The organism is Pseudoalteromonas sp. H103 (genome assembly GCF_001469205.1).
Lineage (GTDB): Bacteria > Pseudomonadota > Gammaproteobacteria > Enterobacterales > Alteromonadaceae > Pseudoalteromonas > Pseudoalteromonas carrageenovora.
Genome location: NZ_LOFG01000019.1, coordinates 58765 through 76561, shown reverse-complemented (window position 1 = coordinate 76561; position 17797 = coordinate 58765). Strand labels below are relative to the sequence as shown.

Here is a 17797-nt window from a genome sequence, read left to right as displayed (position 1 = left end):
CGGAGTTACCGTTCATCTCTTATAAATTTAGCTTTAACTAGCCTTAACTAAGGTTCTGCTCAGCTGCTTGCTTTTTATTTTTAACAAATAAGGTAACAGCAACAACAGCACTTAAAATGGAGCAAATAATAAATACGTTATGAATTCCCCCAGGTATATATTCCATAAACGAGGTAAAAAACTGCCCAGAGAATACCGCCATAGTAAAGTACGATAAGTTACGACCACGTACGTTTTCTTCGCTGAGTTCTACCGTCATATGGTTTAAAAGCGGGATACTAAAGCCAAAACCTATACCTATTAATATTGCACCTAAAATTAAAACTAGGGTACTTGGTTGGGTAAAACATACATACGATAATCCAAAACCTAAAAACGCCAGTGCCAGTACGTTTGTTTCACCAATTAGCTTAGTTGCTTTTGGCATTACGCCCGCTGTAAATACAGCTACTAACGATATAAATGCGAGTAATTCACCTATTTGAGATTCGTTATAGTCAAGTGCACTCATAGTAATAGGTAATAAAACGGTGGAGGTAAAAAATATAGTCATCGCGAGGGTAGAAACTATATAAACCCCTTTTAATGAAAAGGCGCCAATAACGGCTTTTGTATTATCAGTTATGTGTTCTTCAACTTGGTTGCTTGCTTTATGTTTGCTTGGAACAAAAAACAAAAGCATGGCTAAAAATACCCAGGCAATTAAATAAAGTGCGAGCGGTAAACCCCAAAACTGTGAAGCTAAATAACCACCTAAAAATAAAAATATTACTCCGCCAAGTTCTATTGCCATGCCTTGTTTAGCTATCATGCCTAAGCGAGCTTCACCTTTGTACCAAGTAGAAATTAATACAGTACAGCCAGCCATTACTATGGCCGTTACACCACCAAGAATAAATCGGTTAATAAATACAAGTGTTGGACCATATAAAAAATAGCCGCTAGCCCCTACAAAGCCATATAAAAATAATCCAATTATTAAAAGTTTATACGCGCCATATTTATCTATTAACCGTCCGGCAATTGGCGCAAATACAACAGCACCTAAAGAAGGTAATGTAATTAAAAGTACAGTGTTATTAGTTATACCTAAACCGTTTGAAATACTAACTAAGCCTGGCGCTAAAAGAGTGCCAACCATAATGGTTAAGCTGGCAATACATAATAACGTAAAGCTACCGGCCGCTTTGAGTGAATTCATCGTTTCTCCAATTAATGTAAAAATTAAGCTTTTTTAGCTAGGGCATTAAAAACTCCGCTAATAACTATAAAAGTAATACTTATGGCAATTACGCCATCCCATTTGTATAAATCAAATGCTTTTACACCTGCAGCAGACCCAACAGCACCACCAATGTAATAACCGAGCATATAAATGCCGTTTATTCGGCTTTGTGCGCTTGGATCTATACTAAATACCCGTACTTGGTTTGATACCTGAGCGCTAAATACCCCAAAGTCTATGAGTATAATGCCAACTATTAACGCCACTAAACTGCTACCAAATAGTCCTGTAATTAAAAAACCTATTGCAATTAAGCTAAGCGATATGGCAATAACGTTTTTAGAACCAAGCTTACTTACAAAGTTACCCGCTAATTTTGCGCCAATAACACCTGCAAGGGCTATAACACCAAATAATCCTGCTTGTTGAGCACTGTAATTAAATGGCTCATTGTTTACATAGATTGCAAGCGTTGCCCAAAGCACATTGAACGATGCAAACCAAAATGCGCCTGAAAACGTAAACATACGCAGTTGCTTGTATTGTTTAAATAAACTTAAACTACTTTTTATAAGCGCTAAGTAACTTAAATTAGCATGTGGTTTATTAACGGGTAAAAATACATAAAGTAGGGTGCCAAACAATGTGGCTAATAGCGCCGACATATAAAAAACACTTTGCCAGCCAAAGTGATCACCAACAAAACCACTCAACGTACGTGAAAGTAATATTCCAAGTGTTAACCCCATCATTAACGTACCAAGTGTGGCGCCTTTGTTTTGAGCGCTCACCATTGAAGCCGCAAAGGGAATGAGTTGCTGAGTAATATTGGCGCCTACGCCAATTAAAAATACGCTTATAAGTAATACGGTTAAGTTGGGCGCTAATGCCGCAATGAGCGATGCTGCAACTAACAAACCAGACAAAATAGTGATTAGTTTTCGCCTTGGCAGTGAATCACCAAGGGGCGATATAAATAAAAGCGCAAAGGCATAACCAAATTGGGTTAGTGCAGGAATACTCCCTAATTGAGCGTCGGTTAAATTAAACGCGACTTTCATTAAAGGCAGTATGGGTTGGTTGTAATATAGGTTTGCAGCGGTTGCTGCAATTGCAGCGGTCATTAGTAATAAAATAAATCGACTTAACTGCTGGTTTTGTTCAGGCTTGGTCATAGCTATCTTGCTTTATTAACTGTAGGGCTATGGTATGAGTTCTTTACCTATAACAAAAATGATATTATTTTATAGAATCTATACAAATATTGTATTTAAGGTGTGTTATGGATATTAAAACATTAAAAAGCTTTGTGAGCGTGGCTAAGTATCAGAGCTTTTCAGAAGCTGCAAAAGAGCTACATACCGTGCAACCTGCAATTAGTAGGCATATTGCACAGCTTGAAAGCGAGCTTGATGTTGTATTGTTTTTACGAAATTCACGCGATGTCGCTATTACTGAAGCGGGTGAACAGTTATTAAAAGATGCAAATGCAATTGTTGAGTTAACTCAACAGGCCAAAACAAAAGTTAAGCGCGCTCAAAATGGTCAAATTGGGTCGCTAACGATTGCCCATTTAAGCTCTGCGTGTTTATCGTTTATGGCGTCGCTCGTTCGTAGCTATAAAGAAAAGTACCCACAAGTTCACGTTACACTTATCGAAATGACAGCTACAGAGCAAATAGAGGCACTTAAAAATGAGCGTATTGATATTGCGTTTTCTCGAGCGTTACCAAGCTCAATTGCCGATGAGTTTTTAAGCCACTGTATTTATATTGACTCGTTAGTGGCTATTGTTAATCAAAACCATTTTCTTGCTACTAGTAAAAGCATTGATTTAGAGCGTCTTAAAGATGAGCAATTTATTATTTTTAATCGCGAAGAAGCGTTAGGGCTTTTTGATGAAACCATTTTGCAATGCAAACAAGCTCATTTTTCACCGAACATTATTAGCCAACCTCGACATATGCAAACGTTAGTCACCGAGGTGGCCGCTGGGCTTGGCGTTGCTATTGCGCCTTATTGCGTGCGTAAGTTATACAGTGATGGGTGCCACTTTATTAAGCTTAATAATGTAACTACGCAAATACCGGTAGAAATTCAATTTAAAAAAGCAGCGACTAATGCAGCTGTAAATGCATTTGTTGATATAGCGCTTAATGCAAGGCAACAAATACAAAAAAGCATGGCGTAAAAAAAGCCCAGTTAAAAAGTTAAAAGGGCTAAAAGGGTTGTGCTTAGGGAGGAGTGCTCGTTTTAAAACTTATATCTAAATCCAAATGCGATGCCGTCATCTTCTGACTGCTCCATTTGTGCTTGCTGATCTTTATCATCGCTTTCAAAGTCACTAAAATCTTTACGTGCTTCAACGTAAGCAATGGTGTCTTCATCAATTAAGTAATGGAGCCCGATAACGGCAAACTGTCGTTTAAATTCATCGTTCGGATCAGCGTTAAAGTTTGGTTGAATTACGTAATCATCACCTGCATCAAATACGTTGTAGGCAATGAAAGGGCGAAAATCATTTTCAAAGCGATACGATGCAAACGTTTCTATACCAATGGCGTCTTTTATTAAACGACCAATATTGTCTGTATCGTGGTTTTTGTTCTTATTAACATTTGCAGCAACATAAAGGCCTTGCTTATCAATGCTGCCCCACATAATACCAGCGCCATAAATTAAATCTTCAACGTTACGAGTAGAGCCATCACCAAAGGTTAAATCAAACTCGCCACGGTTAACGCCTGCTGTAAGGGTTAGCATATCGGTAGGAGTGTAGGTAACAGATGCACCAAATGTGTAATTAAATTCTACTTCTTGGGCAGCTGTATCGCCTGCATTCCAAAGCGTTTCACATTCTTCTTCTGTAATGTCACTCACGTCACAGGTATAAAATTCACTGTTTTTAAGTTGCGCCTGTACTGCAAAGCTAAAGTCGTTAAAACTATTACGGTATTGTACTAATTTATCGCCACGGCCTGTACCGTTTACTGCGCCGTCATCTTTGTTGTACGTGTAAACACCAGCGGCATTACCATCCCATACAAAGCTGTTATTCGTGCCGTATACAACGTCGTACCATGCGCCCCATTGCTTACCAATCGTAAGCTGGCCGTATTTTTCATGTGAAAGGCCGGCATAACCTAAACGGTTGTACAAAAACTCATCTTGAATTGATTCAAAGCGATTATTATAAATAATGTCGCTGCTACCCACTGGGTTTACGCCCCATTCCACAAGTGCAAGGGCAGAGAAGTCATTTTTGAGTTTGCGGGTAAACCCAAAGTTAATACGCGACGTGCCATTTACTACTTCGGTTTCGTTTTGTGTGTTGATTACACGTACATCAAGATATCCGCCCACTTTTACTGTGTTTTTATCATCTTTGTATAATTCAACCGCAGAAACTGTCGGTGCAAATACAATACTTGCGCTGATAAGTGTTGCTAATTTTTTGCTCATCTTGTGTGTGCCCTGTGTAAATAGTGCGTAGGTAAAAATTCAGGCTCGAAGACTAGCAAAGCAATAAACAGCTCAAAAGTGAAAAATACTCAATAAATTTGAGCGTAAAAATTAATGAATATTCACTTAAGGTTAACGTTGTTTTTTTATGTGTTGCTGAAGTTTGTTTTTACAGTTAAGTAATAAGTAAAAAGGATTAGAAAAAAGCGGGAGGGAAGTTTTTCAATTTGAATTATTTTCATGTTGTTTAAAAAACAACGACTAGTGCAAAAGCTCTAAAGTGCTTTGTATTCATAAATATAGCCTTTTTATATGATCGCATATACATAAATGAGTTAAATAAACACGCAAACACGTTAAAAGTAATTACTCTAAATTTTAGTGCGAATTGTAAAATTGTTTATCGATGAATTTTAATGTACTCAAATTGAATAATAATTAGTAATCTAAAGCGGGTTTAAATCGCGAGCCGTTAAGTGCGTGTGCCTTTAAACTTTCATAGAAAAATAGGCCATTTTGGTTTAAACTGCGCGCAATTTAAATACATCCTGTCTCCCTTGGAGGGTAGCGCTATTATTAGTACAGCTAACATCACCATGCAATTTGGTGCTAAACCGTTATTTGAAAATATCTCAGCAAAATTTGGCGAAGGTAACCGTTATGGTTTAATTGGCGCAAATGGTTGTGGTAAATCAACATTTATGAAAATACTCAGTGGTGAACTTGAGCCATCTTCGGGTAACGTAAGCACTGATCCAAATGAGCGTGTTGCTAAACTAAACCAAGACCAGTTTGCTTACGAAGAATACTCTGTAATCGATACTGTGATCATGGGTCACAAAGAGTTATGGGATATTAAACAAGAGCGCGATCGTATTTATTCATTACCAGAAATGAGTGAAGAGGATGGTATGAAGGTCGCTGATCTTGAAACTGAATTTGCTGAAATGGACGGTTACTCTGCTGAGTCTAAAGCGGGTGAGCTTTTATTAGGTGTTGGTATTGCTACTGAGCAGCATTATGGCCCAATGTCTGAAATTGCACCAGGCTTTAAACTACGTGTGTTACTGGCACAGGTGCTGTTTTCTGATCCAGATATCATGCTACTTGATGAGCCGACCAATAACTTGGATATTTATACTATCAAGTGGTTAGAAGATGTTCTTAATCAGCGCGATTGTACTATGATCATCATCTCGCATGACCGTCACTTTTTAAACTCAGTGTGTACGCATATGGCCGATATAGATTACGGTGAGCTGCGTATTTACCCAGGTAACTACGACGAATACATGTTTGCAGCAACGCAAGCACGTGAGCGCCTATTGAGTGAAAATGCCAAAAAGAAAAGCCAAATTGCAGAGCTTCAGCAGTTTGTATCGCGTTTCTCGGCTAACGCGTCTAAAGCTAAGCAAGCAACATCGCGTGCTAAGCGTATCGACAAAATTCAGTTAGATGAAGTAAAAGCCTCTTCGCGTCAAACACCGTTTATTCGTTTTGAACAAGAAAAGCAGTTATTCCGTAACGCGCTAGAAATGACAAACCTTAGCCAAGGTTTTGAAGACAACACGTTATTCTCAGGTCTTGAAGGTTTAGTGGAAGTAGGTGAGCGCATTGCCATAATTGGTGAAAACGGCGTAGGTAAAACAACCTTACTTAATACTCTTTCAGGACGCTTAGCACCTAAAGGTGGTGAGTATAAGTGGTCTGAAAACGCTAACATTGGATACTACGCACAAGATCATGCTGACGAATTTGCAACCGACATGAATTTGTTTGAGTGGATGGAGCAATGGCAGCAAGAAGGCGACGACGAGCAAGTTGTTCGTAGTTTCTTAGGACGTATGTTGTTTTCACAAAACGATATTAAAAAGTCAGTTAAAGTAATATCAGGTGGTGAGCAAGGCCGTATGTTGTTTGGTAAAATTATGATGCATAAACCAAACATATTATTAATGGATGAGCCAACTAACCATATGGATATGGAATCTATCGAGGCGCTTAACTTAGCCCTTGAAGCTTACGAAGGTACGTTATTGTTTGTATCTCACGATCGTCAATTTGTATCATCGGTAGCGACCCGCATATGGGAAGTTAAAGATGGTAAAATTATTGACTTTAGAGGCAATTACGCAGAATACCTAGCGAGTAAAGAAGCGTAAGCTCTTTTAACCCCTAAACTTTAAAAGCCATGTTTAAAACATGGCTTTTTTTGTTTTTGGCACTTTGTATTAGTCGCAATTAATGTGGCTTTGGGTATAATACCCGCCTAAAACCGGACATAAGTCCGCTATTTTAAAAATACATTACTGAGGAGTATTTATGACTGTTGGCATTATTATGGGTTCTAAATCAGATTGGCCAACCATGGAACACGCAGCACTTATGCTAGAAAAATTTGGCATTGAGTACGAAACCAAAGTGGTATCAGCCCACAGAACTCCTCAATTACTTGCAGATTATGCAAGCTCAGCAGCCGATAGGGGCATTAAAGTAATTATTGCCGGTGCTGGCGGTGCAGCGCATTTACCTGGTATGGCTGCTGCTTTTACATCGCTTCCTGTATTGGGCGTGCCAGTGAAGTCAAAAGCCTTAAATGGTGTTGATTCACTTTTATCTATTTGCCAAATGCCAAAAGGTGTAGCAGTAGGTACATTGGCTATTGGTGAGCCGGGTGCTGCAAATGCTGGTTTATTAGCGGCTCAAATTTTAGGGTGCCAAAACCCAGAGATCTTTGCAAAAATTGAAGCGTTTCGTAAAGAGCAAACCGACACTATTTTAGCTAATCCAAACCCTGCAGAGTAATAATGACTATTTTAATTTTAGGTGCAGGCCAGCTAGCACGTATGATGAGCTTAGCCGGTGCACCACTTAATTTAAATGTGGTTGCTTACGATGTTGGCAGCCAAAAAATTGTTCACCCGCTAACAGGCGAAGTGTATTCAACCACGCTTGAACAAGCTATTGAATCAGCTGATGCAATTACCGCTGAATTTGAGCACATTCCAGATGATGTATTAACGATTTGCTGTAACAGTAATAAGTTTTACCCAGGAAAAGCCGCTATTAAAACCGGTGGTGACCGTGCTCTTGAAAAAGCATTACTAGATAAAACTAACGTAACCTGTGCGCCGTACCAGCTAATTACTGAAAAAGCGCATTTAGAACTTGCCGTTAAAAACTTAGGTAAGCCACTTGTTATTAAAACATGCCAAGCAGGCTATGACGGTAAAGGGCAATGGCGATTAAAATCAGATGATCAAATAGACGAAATTTGGTCACAAATGGCTGATTTTATAGCATCGGGCACAGAAGAAGCGCCGCATACTATTATTGCTGAAAAAATGATCCCGTTTGATCGTGAAGTTTCTATTATTGGTGCGCGTGATAAACACGGTAATGTAGCTATTTATCCGCTAACTGAAAACGAGCACACCAATGGTGTGTTAACGCTCTCTATTGCAGGTAAAAACAATCATCAGGTTGAGCAGCAAGCTGTAGACGCATTTACTAAAATAGCGAATGAGCTAAATTATGTAGGTGTGTTGGCCATTGAGTTTTTTGATGTGCAAGGCACATTGTTAGTTAATGAAATGGCGCCGCGAGTTCATAACTCAGGGCATTGGACACAGCAAGGTTGTCACTGTTCGCAGTTTGAAAACCATATGCGTGCTGTTGCAGGGCTGCCTCTAGGTAATACAGAGCTTAAACACATTACGGCGATGATCAATGTGTTAGGTCAACCAAGTATTCCAAGTGATGTACTTAAAACGGTTGATGTAACGAGCCACTGGTATGGTAAAACAGCTAAGCCGGGTCGCAAAATGGGTCATATTAATGTATCGGCGGTTAATATAAGTGAGCTTGCAGACAAACTTGGCGAACTGACAGAGTACCTACCTGAGCAAGACTATCCAGGTATTTTAAAAGCAGCTGCCAATTTAGTGCTTAGCTAGCATAACTTGCCTAAATTAATTATATAAATACCGGCTTTAGCCGGTATTTTTTTGTCATAAAAATAGGCTTTAAATATGTAATACTGTTAAAGTCTATTTTTCAAATTTGTGAAGTAAAATAATGAAACTAAAAACAATTTATGGCGCGCTTGTTATCGCCGCTTCATTTAGCTTTAACGCATTAGCAAGTGAGAGCTTACGCATTGCTACCTTTAATGTAAGTATGGATGCAACTAATCACACGCCAAAAGGTGAGCAAATTAAAAGTGATGCTTTAGCTAACGCGCTTAAAGCCAACCACCAGCAAATTAAAAACATTGCTGAAATTATTCAGCGTGTACGACCAGACATTATTTTACTCAACGAATTTGATTACATACCTAAAGAGCAGGGCATTGAGTATTTTAAAAAACATTACTTAAACGTTAGCCAAAACAATCAGCAAGTTATTGATTTTCCTTATAGCTTTATTGCTCCTGTAAATACAGGCTTAGCCACTCATTTTGACTTAGATAACGATGGTAAAAGTACAGGCATAATGGCTGATGCACAAGGTTTTGGCTTTTTTGAAGGTCATTATGGCATGGCTGTGTTGTCTAAATATCCTATCGATTTTGATAAAGTAAGAACGCTGCAAAAATTTAAATACAAAGATATGCCAAATGCTCAAATGCCAACAGATCCTAAAACAGGTGAGAACTGGTATAACAAATACGAGTGGCAAGCACTTAGGCTAAGCTCTAAATCGTTTTGGGATTTACCCGTTAAAGTCAATAATAAAACGGTGCACGTACTGGCCTCACACCCAACACCACCTGTATTTGATGGTGACGAGGATAGAAATGGTAAGCGTAATCACGATGAAGTAAGGCTAATTGCCGATTACGTGAGCAACAAAGCTTACATTTACGATGATAAAGGTCAAAAAGGCGGGTTAAAAGCGGACTCTCGTTTTGTTATTTTAGGTGATTTAAACGCATCCCCTGAGGGCGATAAAGCCCGTACAAATACAACAGATCAAATACTTAAAAACGCACTTATCAACGCAAGCTTTGTGCCGCAAAGTGCAGGCGCAAAAGAGCAATACGACACAAATGAAGCGCAAAATTATACGGCGAACTGGCAAGCACGTGTTGATTACGTTTTACCGTCAAACTATGGCTTAAAAATTAAGAACGGTGGTGTATTTTGGCCAACAAAATCAAGCAACGAGTATCGTTTAATTAAAGATAGAAACGCATCAAGCGATCATCGTTTGGTTTGGCTAGACTTAATTGTAGAGTAAACTGAACTTTACCCTATTAAATAGCTATTTATCTTAAAAAATTGCAATAACTTATGTGCTTCTGCTTAAATATGGATTAATTATAATAACCGTATAGAAGCACTATGATTTTTAATCTTTCTTCATCTAAAACGTTAGTGGCATTGGCCGTCGCCTCAAGTGTTATGCTTACCGGCTGTAGTGCAACCGCTAATACTTCCTCCTCACAGCAAAGCGCTTTACCAGCAACTAAAGTTGCTGCGGTTGTAAACACACCTGCCAATGTAGGCTCGCAAAATATAACGCTAGAGCAAGCAATGGCCGATCCTGATTGGATGGGTAACAAGCCTGAAAACGCCTATTGGGCAGCTGATTCTTCTACTATTATCTATGCTCAAAAACAGCAAGGTAGTACGCTTCGCGATGTATATAGCCAACCAGTTACAAGTCAAACAGCACAGCAAGTAGCGCTTAATAAGTTGCACACGGTTGGGTCTTCAAAAGCTGTTTATTCAAAAAATAAAATGCTTGCTGCTTACACTTTTAAAGGCAATGTATTTGTTAAAAACCTAAAAACGGGTGAACTTAAACAAATTACCGCCACGTCAGCTAGCGAATCTAAACCACAGTTTTTAAATAATGGTGATTTAGTTTATCGCCAAGGCAATGTGTTTTTTAAGGTTGATTTAAAAACAGGGCTTACAACTGAGCTTGCTAATTTAAAATTAGCCGATGAGCCTAAAGGGCTTCAAGAACCAAGTAGTTACATAGCTAAAGAGCAGCACAAGCTTATTGAATTTGTCGCATTACAGCAAAAAAATAAGCAAGATAAGCAAACTCGCAACAAGCAAATTAACGAGCAAAATAGCTCTATTGCAAATACAAGTTACTACCTTGGCGATGGTAATACAGTTAAAGAAGTTCAGCTTTCGCCAAATGGCGATGCGTTAATAGTTGTTGTTCAAAAGCAGCAGTCGTGGCGTGGTGAAGGCGATATTATGCCTAACTACATTACAAATGACGCGACAATAGAGCCTAAAAAAGCACGCCGCCGTGTAGCCGATGCAAAAGAGCAAACATCAGAGCTTGTTTACATTAACTTAGCTGATAAAACACAAAAAACACTTAGCTTTGATACGTTACCGGGTTTTGACGAAGACGTTTTAGCAAAAGTTAAAAAAGAAAACTATGCACGTGATGGCAAAACGTATAAATCTGAAAAAACACCACGTGGTATTAATTTAATTATGGACTGGGGTTTTGAGCAAAGCCCAATAGTGTGGAACGATGATGGCTCGCAAGTCGCTATTATGCTTGAAGCATGGGACAACAAAGATCGCTGGATAGCAACGGTAGACTTTGAAAGTAATAAACTTGTATCGCAACACCGCTTGCATGATGACGCGTGGATTGCTTACGCATTTAATAACTTTGGCTGGTTACATAATTCAAATACGCTTTATTACCTTTCGGAAGAATCTGGCTACAGCCAGCTTTATAAAAAGCCATTAAATGGTAAAGCAACGGCGCTAACACAAGGTAAATTTGAAGTATCAAACTTAACGCTTACAAGTGACAACAGCGCAATTTACTATAAAGCAAATGTTGAACACCCAGGTCTTTATGAAATTTATCGTGTTGATCCACAAACGGGTAATAATGAGCAAGTTACCGATTTAAACGGCATGACTGATTACACGCTAAGCCCAGATGAAAGTAAGTTACTTCTAAATCACTCTACCATTATGAAACCAACAGAATTGTACGTTGCAGATGCTAAGGCAAATACTACTGCTAAGCAGTTAACACATACAGTTTCTGATGAGTTTTTAGCTAAAAAGCTAACCGCCCCTAAAATTGTTGCCGTGCCGTCTAGCCATACTGATCAACCTATTTATGCAAAAGTATATTACCCAAGTGATTACGTAGAAGGGGAGACAGGTAAAACTCGTAAAGCGGTCATTTTTAATCATGGTGCTGGTTATTTACAAAATTCTCATATGGGTTTTTCAGTGTATTTCCGTGAGTTTATGTTTCATTCATTACTGGCTGATGAAGGCTACATAGTAATGGACATGGATTACCGTGCATCAAAAGGATATGGACGCGATTGGCGTACTGCTATTTATCGTCAAATGGGCACACCTGAAACACAAGATTTAGCCGATGGTGTTAAATGGATGGCGCAAAATGCGAACGTTGATACCAAGGCGGTAGGTACATATGGCGGGTCATACGGCGGCTTTATGACCTTTATGGCATTGTTTACAGCACCTGAGTTGTTTCAATCGGGTGCGGCGCTTCGCCCAGTTACCGATTGGGCACATTACAACACCGGTTACACAGCGAATATTTTAAACCATCCGGATGTAGACCCTATTGCTTATGAGCGAAGCTCACCAATTTACTACGCAGAGGGATTAAACAAACGCTTGTTGATTAACGCCCCTATGGTTGATGATAACGTGTTTTTTCAAGACTCAGTGCGTTTAGTACAACGTTTAATTGAGCTTAAAAAACAAAACTTTGAAACGGCTATTTTCCCAGTGGAACCACATGGTTTTGTTCAGCCTTCAAGCTGGTTAGATGAATACCGCCGTATCCATAAGTTATTTAAAGAAACGCTTTAATCTTAAATTTTTAAATTAAAGTATAAAAATAAAAACGCCGCGTTAGCTAACGCGGCGTTTTTATTAATATTTGAAAGCTTAATCGCTATTTTTTAAGTATTTTATCGCCAAAGGTATTCCAAGCAATGTGCCGCCTACAGCACCAATTAAATGTGCATCTATTGCAACAGTTGAATTTATTAACTTGCCTATGTCGGCATTTGGGCCGCTAAATTGCTCAAACGCTATTTTTATCCATACACCTGTAAACAACAAATAACCCGACTTAAGTCCTAACGTGACATCTTTAACTGCTCCCCAAATAATTACACCATGAAGTAGGGCGCTGAGCCCTGTATAGATATGTATACTTGGGCAAAACCAATAAACACCGAGTCCACACCAAAGAGCCAGTAAACAGATATTAGAGGTATACCGTAAAGGCGTGGTGTATTCGCCGTGTAGTAGCCAAATTAGGAATATACCACTGCAATTTAAGCCTAAATGTGCCCAATTAGCATGCACAAATTGGCTGGTGAACACTCGCCATATCTCACCTTGTTCGACAAGGTTTCGGTTAAATTCAAGTAAATTATTTAAATCAAATGCAGCAAAAATGGTACTAAAAAGCATCAAGAATAATGGCGGTAATAAATAACGAGGTTGAAAAGGTAAATTAAGCATTTTATTGTATTTTTTTAGTCAAAATTTTTGCATATTGTGCCCGTTTAACTTTAAGATGCCAAATACAACTACGTAATTAAGTGTTTTTAGTATTTTTATGCATTTTAAACTTAACTCATTATTTGCCATTGGCTTGTGTGCAGTAACACTGCCAACTATTGCCAAACCAACTCAAGTCGAAACACGCGAACCAGAAGCCACCACTTCAATTGTGCAAAAGCAATTAGTAACTGGTGAAAAGTATATGGTTGCGGCAGCAAATCCATATGCGTCTAAAGCGGGTCAACAAATTTTAGCCAAAGGTGGTAGCGCAGTCGATGCCGCTATTGCTACTCAACTTGTACTTACACTTGTTGAACCACAGTCGTCGGGGATTGGTGGCGGTACATTTATGATGTACTACAACAAAGCAAACAATAAACTGACCAGCTTTGATGGCCGTGAAACTGCACCCGCAAATGCAGATGAAACACTGTTTTTAGATAAGCACGGAAAAGCGGTAAAATGGATTGAAGCCGTTGTAGGTGGTCGCTCTGTTGGTGTGCCGGGTATTTTGCATGCATTTGCTAATGCGCATAAGCAATATGGCACATTACCTTGGCAGGAGCTTTTTAAACCCGCCATAGAGCTTGCAGAACAAGGCTATGAAGTATCACCCCGTTTACATGGCTTATTAGCGCGTCAGCTAAACCCGGGTGTACTTAGCATGCCAGTTATAAACGAATACTTTTACCCAAATGGTAAATTGATTGAAGCAGGCACTATTAAAAAAAATCAGCCACTTGCTAATTTATACAAAGACATTGCCAAACAAGGGATTGACGCATTTTATAAAGGCGATAACGCCAAGCAAATGGTAAATGCTGTTCAGCACTCTAAAATTGCACCTGGTAAGCTTAGCGTACAAGACCTAGCTGAATATAAAAGTAAAGAACGCGATGCCGTGTGTATTCAATACCGCGCATATAACGTATGTTCGATGGCACCACCAAGTAGCGGTGGTGTAGCTGTGCTACAAATGCTTGGGCTTTTAGAGCACAAAGACATGAGCGCGCTTAAACCAAACGGCGAAAAAGCGATTCATTACTTTAGCCAGGCATCACGTATTGCTTTTGCCGATCGTGATATGTACATGGGCGACCCTGATTTTACTCAAGTGCCTACCAAAGAGCTTTTAAACAAAGATTACATAGCATCACGTGCCAAACTAATAACCGAGCAAGATACAAAAGCAGTAGCAGGTAATCCGGTTAGTTATTTAAGTTACGCAATGGATGACTCGTATGAGCTTCCGTCTACTTCGCATGTATCTATAGTTGATGCACAAGGTAATGCTGTTTCAATGACCAGTTCAATTGAAATGGCATTTGGCTCTACCGTTATGGTCAATGGTTTTATTTTAAATAACCAACTTACCGACTTTTCACTTTCTCCACGTAAGAATGGCAAGCTGGTAGCAAACCGTGTAGAAGCGGGTAAACGCCCGCGCAGCTCTATGTCGCCGGTAATGGTATTTAATAAAGACGGCAGCTTACGTTTGGTTGTAGGCTCACCTGGTGGTAGCCGTATTATTGATTACGTTGCTCAAGTGGTAGTAGGTGTTATTGATTGGGATTTAACCGCGCAAGAGGCTATAAACTTGCCGCGCACCACTAATCGTAACGATTACACCAGCCTTGAAAAAGGCACAGCACTTGAAGCCATTGCACCTGCACTTACAAAACGTGGTCATAATGTACGCGTACTTGATTTAAACTCAGGTTTGCATGCGGTTGAAGTTAAAAATAATACGTTATTTGGCGGTGCCGACCCACGCCGAGAAGGTGTTGCGTTATCTGATTTAACAGACAAAAACGCCACTATCAAATTTTAATTTATGTATAATACACATGCAGGCGGTGAGGCCTGCATGTGTTTCTCTCAATGGTCTGACAAGCTGAATTGTCATTGCAATTAAACCTTTAACAATGATAATGACAGATCATAACTTAAGACTCCGTTAAAGCCTGGAAATATGACAACTAATACTGATCCTAATTACTTATATATTCATCACTCTGGCCCTGGCCTAATTGAAACGCCGCTATTAAACAAAGGCAGTGCCTTTAGTAAAAAAGAACGCGAAAATTTCAATCTTGCTGGTTTACTTCCTCCACGCTTTGAAACTATTGAAGAGCAAGTAGAGCGTTGTTATCAGCAGTATTCTAGCTTTACCGAAAACTTAAATAAGCATATTTATTTACGTGCCATTCAAGATAACAACGAAACACTGTACTACCGATTAGTACGCGATCATCTTGAAGAAATGATGCCTATTATTTACACGCCAACCGTTGGCGATGCATGTGAAAAATTCTCAGATATTTATCGTAGTGCGCGTGGTTTGTTTATTTCGTACGAAGACCGCTTTCAAATTGACGACATTTTACGTAATGCGACGAAAGGTAAAGTAAAAGTAATAGTGGTAACTGATGGTGAGCGTATTTTAGGCTTAGGCGATCAGGGTATTGGTGGCATGGGTATTCCTATTGGTAAACTATCGCTTTATACAGCGTGTGGCGGTATTAGCCCAGCTTACACGTTACCTGTAATGCTAGATGTAGGTACCAATAACGAAAAACTACTTAACGACCCAATGTACATGGGCGCACGCCATAAGCGTATTGCTCAAGACGAGTACGATGAGTTTTTAGATTTATTTATTAAAGCGGTTAAACGCCGTTGGCCAAGTGTATTACTTCAGTTTGAAGATTTTGCACAACCAAATGCAATGCCGTTACTTAAGCGCTACCGTGATGAAATTTGTAGCTTTAACGATGATATTCAAGGTACTGCAGCAGTAACTGTTGGTTCTTTATTAGCAGCGTGTCGTGTTAAAGGGTCTACGCTTAGTCAGCAAAAAGTTGTTTTTGTTGGCGCGGGCTCTGCAGGTTGTGGTATTGCTGAGCAAATTATTAGCCAAATGGTATTTGAAGGCATTAGCGAAGCACAAGCACGTAGCCAAGTATTTATGGTTGACCGCTTTGGTCTTGTATCTGAGGGTATGGAAGGTCTACGCGATTTTCAACAAGCTCTAGCTCAGCCTACAGCAAGCTTAAGTGAATGGACTTACAGCGGTGAATACGCATCACTATTAGATGTTATGCACTGTGCAGCACCTGATATTTTAATTGGTGTATCTGGCCAACCTGGTTTATTTACTGAGCAAGTAATTCGTGCAATGCATGCTAGTTGTGAACAGCCGATTATTTTCCCACTAAGTAATCCATCTAAGCAGGTAGAAGCGCACCCAGCCGATGTAATTGAGTGGACAGACGGTAAAGCACTTGTAGCAACGGGTAGCCCATTTGATCCTGTTGAATACAATGGCGAAAAATTCCCAATTCCACAGTGTAACAATAGTTATATTTTCCCTGGCATTGGTTTAGGTGTAATAGCGGTAAAAGCGACGCGCATTACTGATGCAATGCTAAGTGTATCTAGTGAAATGTTAGCGGAGTCATCTCCTCGTGCAAATACAGGTAAAGGTAGCTTACTACCAGCACTTACAGAAATTGAAACGCTAAGCAAACGTATTGCATTTGCTGTTGCTAAAAAAGCGATAGAAGAGGGCGTAGCACTTGAGTTATCTGACGATGCGCTATGGGCTGCTATTGATAGAAATTACTGGTTACCTAAATACCGTAATTACAAACGCTGTAGTGTTTAATTACGGTACTCGTAATTTAAAGTAAATAAGGCTGTACGTTAAGTTACAGCCAATAACAAAAAACAGGCAATTGCCTGTTTTTTTGTGCTTGTTCATTTATTGTTAACCACGTAGGCTCTTTAATAGAGTTAATTAAATACAATGGATAACGCTATGAAATCACTCACACTATTTTTGGGCAGTGCATTAGCTTTAACAGCTTTTAGCTTTAATACGCTTGCGGCCTCAACACCAGACGCACCTCATATTTATGTCAAAGGTGAAGCTACCTTAACGACAATGCCTGACTATGTTCAACTAAGTGTTGGTATTACTGAAATTGATAAAGACCTACTTGCAGCTAAAAACAAAACAGATACTGCAATGGCTAAAGCAATTAAGCTAGTTAAAGAGGTTGGAGTAAAAGAAGGGGATATTAATGCTGGCCATATCTCAATAAATCGTGAAAGCCAATATAACCGCACATCGGGTACACAAGATTTTAAAGGCTTTAGAGTATCGCGCACACTTACTTTAAAACTAAGTGATATAAAAAAATACCCAGAGCTATTACAAAGCTTAGTAAACAACGGAATTAACGAAATTAATCAAACACAATTTTTAGCAAGTAATTACAACGAGCTTCATAAAAAAGCGCAAAAGCTTGCTATTAAAGATGCCCGCGCTGCAGCAAAAGAGTTTAGTGAAGATTATGGCGTGGAGCTTAAAGGGCTTTATACGGCTTCGCTTAGCCCAATGAATGTGCCATCTCAACCATATATGCGCGCCGAGCAAACAATGATGAAAGCAGATAGTACACCAGGTAACTTTGTGCCTGATGCCTACCATGCTGGTGAAATAAAAGTGACTGCTTCAAGCTATGCAGTTTACTTTATAGAATAACTATCT

The 17797-nt window shown here is 39.3% G+C and carries 13 protein-coding genes; 9 read left to right on the top strand and 4 right to left on the bottom strand.

Going from position 1 to position 17797, the window contains the following annotated elements; all coding sequences use genetic code 11:
• Window positions 1–43: 43 nt before the first annotated feature.
• Window positions 44–1201: an MFS transporter gene (locus ATS74_RS17050; RefSeq protein ID WP_058550064.1), complete on the bottom strand. Its 1158-nt coding sequence runs from the start codon at window positions 1199–1201 to the stop codon at window positions 44–46.
• A gap of 23 nt (window positions 1202–1224) precedes the next feature.
• Window positions 1225–2400: an MFS transporter gene (locus ATS74_RS17045; RefSeq protein WP_058550063.1), complete on the bottom strand. Its 1176-nt coding sequence runs from the start codon at window positions 2398–2400 to the stop codon at window positions 1225–1227.
• 107 nt (window positions 2401–2507) lie between these two features.
• On the opposite strand from ATS74_RS17045, the gene ATS74_RS17040 reads away from it, so the two are divergent.
• Window positions 2508–3416: a LysR family transcriptional regulator gene (locus ATS74_RS17040; RefSeq protein WP_058550062.1), complete on the top strand. Its 909-nt coding sequence runs from the start codon at window positions 2508–2510 to the stop codon at window positions 3414–3416.
• Window positions 3417–3478: 62 nt separating this feature from the next.
• On the opposite strand, the gene ATS74_RS17035 is transcribed toward ATS74_RS17040, so the two are convergent.
• Window positions 3479–4687 (bottom strand): porin, encoded by a 1209-nt coding sequence (locus ATS74_RS17035; protein ID WP_058550061.1) that lies wholly within the window; start codon window positions 4685–4687, stop codon window positions 3479–3481.
• Between the two features lie 572 nt (window positions 4688–5259).
• Between ATS74_RS17035 and ATS74_RS17030 the strand changes: the two genes are divergently transcribed.
• The 5 genes from ATS74_RS17030 (at window position 5260) to ATS74_RS17010 (ending at window position 12537) form a co-directional block, all read left to right on the top strand.
• A complete protein-coding gene (locus tag ATS74_RS17030) occupies window positions 5260–6849 on the top strand; it encodes an ABC-F family ATPase (protein WP_082660683.1) in 1590 nt (529 codons plus the stop codon).
• A gap of 160 nt (window positions 6850–7009) precedes the next feature.
• Window positions 7010–7492, top strand: a complete 483-nt coding sequence (purE, locus tag ATS74_RS17025) for a 5-(carboxyamino)imidazole ribonucleotide mutase (protein WP_058550060.1) — start codon at window positions 7010–7012, stop codon at window positions 7490–7492.
• 2 nt (window positions 7493–7494) lie between these two features.
• Window positions 7495–8643, top strand: coding sequence for a 5-(carboxyamino)imidazole ribonucleotide synthase (locus ATS74_RS17020; RefSeq protein WP_058550059.1), 1149 nt, complete (start codon window positions 7495–7497; stop codon window positions 8641–8643).
• A 121-nt stretch (window positions 8644–8764) separates the two neighbouring features.
• Window positions 8765–9928 (top strand): endonuclease/exonuclease/phosphatase family protein, encoded by a 1164-nt coding sequence (locus ATS74_RS17015; protein ID WP_058550058.1) that lies wholly within the window; start codon window positions 8765–8767, stop codon window positions 9926–9928.
• Window positions 9929–10032: 104 nt separating this feature from the next.
• Window positions 10033–12537 (top strand): S9 family peptidase, encoded by a 2505-nt coding sequence (locus ATS74_RS17010; protein ID WP_058550057.1) that lies wholly within the window; start codon window positions 10033–10035, stop codon window positions 12535–12537.
• 78 nt (window positions 12538–12615) lie between these two features.
• On the opposite strand, the gene rrtA is transcribed toward ATS74_RS17010, so the two are convergent.
• On the bottom strand, window positions 12616–13200 hold the full coding sequence (gene rrtA, locus ATS74_RS17005; RefSeq protein ID WP_058550056.1) for a rhombosortase: 585 nt from the start codon (window positions 13198–13200) through the stop codon (window positions 12616–12618).
• Between the two features lie 97 nt (window positions 13201–13297).
• On the opposite strand from rrtA, the gene ggt reads away from it, so the two are divergent.
• The 3 genes from ggt (at window position 13298) to ATS74_RS16990 (ending at window position 17791) form a co-directional block, all read left to right on the top strand.
• Window positions 13298–15073 carry a gamma-glutamyltransferase gene (ggt, locus tag ATS74_RS17000; protein ID WP_058550055.1) on the top strand — a complete coding sequence of 592 codons (1776 nt, stop codon included), beginning with the start codon at window positions 13298–13300 and terminating at the stop codon, window positions 15071–15073.
• A gap of 141 nt (window positions 15074–15214) precedes the next feature.
• Window positions 15215–16909 carry an NAD-dependent malic enzyme gene (locus tag ATS74_RS16995; RefSeq protein WP_058550054.1) on the top strand — a complete coding sequence of 565 codons (1695 nt, stop codon included), beginning with the start codon at window positions 15215–15217 and terminating at the stop codon, window positions 16907–16909.
• Between the two features lie 153 nt (window positions 16910–17062).
• A complete protein-coding gene (locus ATS74_RS16990; protein WP_058550053.1) occupies window positions 17063–17791 on the top strand; it encodes an SIMPL domain-containing protein in 729 nt (242 codons plus the stop codon).
• The last annotated feature ends 6 nt before the right edge of the window (window positions 17792–17797 follow it).

Excerpts from the sequence above, each read along its gene's own strand:
- ATS74_RS17045 (WP_058550063.1), bottom strand. The coding sequence starts at position 2,400 with ATGACCAAGCCTGAACAAAACCAGCAGTTAAGTCGATTTATTTTATTA.
- ATS74_RS17035 (WP_058550061.1), bottom strand. The coding sequence starts at position 4,687 with ATGAGCAAAAAATTAGCAACACTTATCAGCGCAAGTATTGTATTTGCA.
- ATS74_RS17020 (WP_058550059.1), top strand. The coding sequence starts at position 7,495 with ATGACTATTTTAATTTTAGGTGCAGGCCAGCTAGCACGTATGATGAGC.
- ggt (WP_058550055.1), top strand. The coding sequence starts at position 13,298 with ATGCATTTTAAACTTAACTCATTATTTGCCATTGGCTTGTGTGCAGTA.
- ATS74_RS17010 (WP_058550057.1), top strand. The coding sequence starts at position 10,033 with ATGATTTTTAATCTTTCTTCATCTAAAACGTTAGTGGCATTGGCCGTC.
- rrtA (WP_058550056.1), bottom strand. The coding sequence starts at position 13,200 with ATGCTTAATTTACCTTTTCAACCTCGTTATTTATTACCGCCATTATTC.
- purE (WP_058550060.1), top strand. The coding sequence starts at position 7,010 with ATGACTGTTGGCATTATTATGGGTTCTAAATCAGATTGGCCAACCATG.
- ATS74_RS17015 (WP_058550058.1), top strand. The coding sequence starts at position 8,765 with ATGAAACTAAAAACAATTTATGGCGCGCTTGTTATCGCCGCTTCATTT.
- ATS74_RS17050 (WP_058550064.1), bottom strand. The coding sequence starts at position 1,201 with ATGAATTCACTCAAAGCGGCCGGTAGCTTTACGTTATTATGTATTGCC.
- ATS74_RS16990 (WP_058550053.1), top strand. The coding sequence starts at position 17,063 with ATGAAATCACTCACACTATTTTTGGGCAGTGCATTAGCTTTAACAGCT.
- ATS74_RS17040 (WP_058550062.1), top strand. The coding sequence starts at position 2,508 with ATGGATATTAAAACATTAAAAAGCTTTGTGAGCGTGGCTAAGTATCAG.
- ATS74_RS16995 (WP_058550054.1), top strand. The coding sequence starts at position 15,215 with ATGACAACTAATACTGATCCTAATTACTTATATATTCATCACTCTGGC.